The sequence below is a fragment of the Citrobacter sp. Cb023 genome, from assembly GCF_030336805.1.
GTDB classification, from domain to species: Bacteria; Pseudomonadota; Gammaproteobacteria; order Enterobacterales; family Enterobacteriaceae; genus Citrobacter; species Citrobacter braakii.
Window position 1 is genome coordinate 1 of the sequence record NZ_JAOWCV010000004.1, and the last position, 211, is coordinate 211.

Annotated in this window: 1 rRNA gene; it reads right to left on the reverse strand. The window is 48.3% G+C overall.

The window, feature by feature from the left end:
- Positions 1-60 (reverse strand): 5S ribosomal RNA (rrf, locus tag OGW44_RS25710); the annotation flags it as partial.
- Between the last annotated feature and the right edge of the window lie 151 nt (positions 61-211).

Sequence of the window (211 nt, forward strand, 5' to 3'; positions counted from 1 at the left end):
GCGTTTCACTTCTGAGTTCGGCATGGGGTCAGGTGGGACCACCGCGCTACAGCCGCCAGGCAAATTCTGTTTATCAACACGCTTTTCGCATGTCGATTAATCTGTAATCAAGCTGAATATCGTGTCTCTTTCGCCAAAACATCTTCGGCGTTGTAAGGTTAAGCCTCACGGTTCATTAGTATCGGTTAGCTCAACGTATCGCTACGCTTAC